At 75.8% G+C, this 1,729-nt stretch carries 2 protein-coding genes; one reads left to right on the top strand and one right to left on the bottom strand.

Annotated elements, in window-relative coordinates:
* Position 1 precedes the first annotated feature (1 nt).
* A complete protein-coding gene (locus ACFU6K_RS38405; RefSeq protein WP_380671216.1) occupies positions 2-652 on the bottom strand; it encodes a GNAT family N-acetyltransferase in 651 nt (216 codons plus the stop codon).
* A gap of 138 nt (positions 653-790) precedes the next feature.
* Between ACFU6K_RS38405 and ACFU6K_RS38400 the strand changes: the two genes are divergently transcribed.
* Positions 791-1,729 (top strand): acyltransferase family protein (locus tag ACFU6K_RS38400; RefSeq protein WP_380671214.1); only part of this gene is annotated, 939 nt, incomplete at its 3' end.

The following is a 1,729-nucleotide window of genomic DNA, read 5'->3' as shown; positions in this document are numbered from 1 at the left end:
CTCAGGCGTCGAGGCCGAACAGGGCGCGGCAGCCCGCGTCCAGGCCGGTGACGGTGACCGGGGTGCGGGCGTGCTCGGCCCAGGCCTCGGGGGTCAGGCGCAGGCGCTCGGAGACCACCACCCGCCCGTCCAGGACGTCGCGGTCGATGCCGTCGCCGCGGTAGCCGAGCCGGCGCGAGACGGCCAGCGAGGAGTGGTTGTCCGCGAAGGACAGCGACCTCGCCGACCGCGCCCCCAGCTCCGCGAACGCCAGGTGGAGCATCGCGGCGCGCATCTCGGTGCCCAGGCCCCTGCCCTGGAACTCCAGGCCGAGCCAGGAGCCCGAGACGATCTCGCGCCGCACGCCGAACTCCGTGGCGCGCATGTCCTGGATGCCCACCGGGCGCCCCTCGTGGAAGGCCACCAGGTTCAGCGCCCAGTCCTGTGCGCTCCAGCGCCCCAGCCGCCGCCAGTGCAGCTGCACCACGTGCCGGGCCCGTTCGGCCGGCGGCAGCTCGCCCCACGGCGTCAGGAACGGGCGCTCCTCGGGCGGGTGGACGCCGCGGGCGGCGACGTCGGCCACCTCGGCGAGTTCGTCCTCGGTGGGCAGGCGCAGCTCCAGGCGGGGCGAGGACACGCGCAGCCCCCGCAGGGGCCAGTGGTCGGTGATCATCGAGCCAGTGTGCCCAGCCCGCCCGCCCCGCGCACCGCCATTTCCACCGCGCCCTCACCTGCGCCCCGCCCCCGATTCCCCCTCCCGAGCGACACCGGCGGCGACCCGACTTGACGCACCGTCACCTACAGTCGTGCGATGAGCGCACGAAGTGATCCTCGGCTGGTCGGAGGACCGCCACCCCCGCACCGCCTGCCCACCCTCACCTCCCTGCGCTTCGCCGCCGCCCTCGCCGTCTTCCTCTTCCACGCCTTCCTCATCACCGACCCGCTGCGCCACGGCGCCCCGCTCGGCTTCTTCGCCGACCCCCGCCTCGCCGCCGCCCTCGCCCACGCCACCTCCAAGGCCGGCTACGCCGGGGTCTCGTTCTTCTTCGTCCTCAGCGGCTTCGTCCTGACCTGGTCCGCGCGCGACGGTGAGCGCCCCGCCGCGTTCTGGCGCCGGCGCCTGGCCCGGATCTACCCCAGCCACCTGGCGATGTGGACCGCCGCCGCCCTCCTGTTCGCCTGGGCCGCCCCGGTGCGCACCTGGCTGCCCAACCTCCTGCTCGTCCACGCCTACTCGCCCGACCCGAACATCAACTCCAGGATGAACATCCCCAGTTGGTCGCTGTGCTGCGAGGCCCTGTTCTACCTGCTCTTCCCGCTCCTGCACCGCGCCGTACGGCGCCTGCCCGCACCCGCCCTGCGCCCGGCCCTGGCCGCCGTGCTGCTGGCCGCCGCGGCCGTCGCGGGAGCCGACGCCGCCCTGCTGCCCGACCGGCCCCGGATCCCCCAACTGCCCGTCTCCCTCGACCAGCTGTGGTTCGGCTACCTCTTCCCGCCGGCCCGGCTGCCGGAGTTCGTCCTCGGCATGCTGCTGGCCCGCGCCGTCGCCGCCGGCCGCGCCCCGCGCGTCCCGCTGGCCGCCGCCGCCCTCCTGGTGGCGCCCGCCTACGCGCTCGCGCTCGCGGTCCCCTCGCCCTACGACTTCGTCCTGCCGATGGTCCTGCCGCTGGCCCTGGTCATCTGCGCCGCCGCCCAGCACGACCTGCGGCGCGGCGCCGGGGACCGGCCGCCGCGCCGCCTGGCCCAGTGG

Source organism: Kitasatospora sp. NPDC057512, assembly GCF_042802135.1.
Lineage (GTDB): Bacteria > Actinomycetota > Actinomycetes > Streptomycetales > Streptomycetaceae > Kitasatospora.
Note: the sequence above shows the minus strand (reverse complement) of the source record. Positions and strands in the feature narration are given on the sequence as shown.

What these genes read in the sequence shown, in the direction of transcription:
- ACFU6K_RS38405 (WP_380671216.1), bottom strand. Translation starts at nt 652, where the DNA reads ATGATCACCGACCACTGGCCCCTGCGGGGGCTGCGCGTGTCCTCGCCC.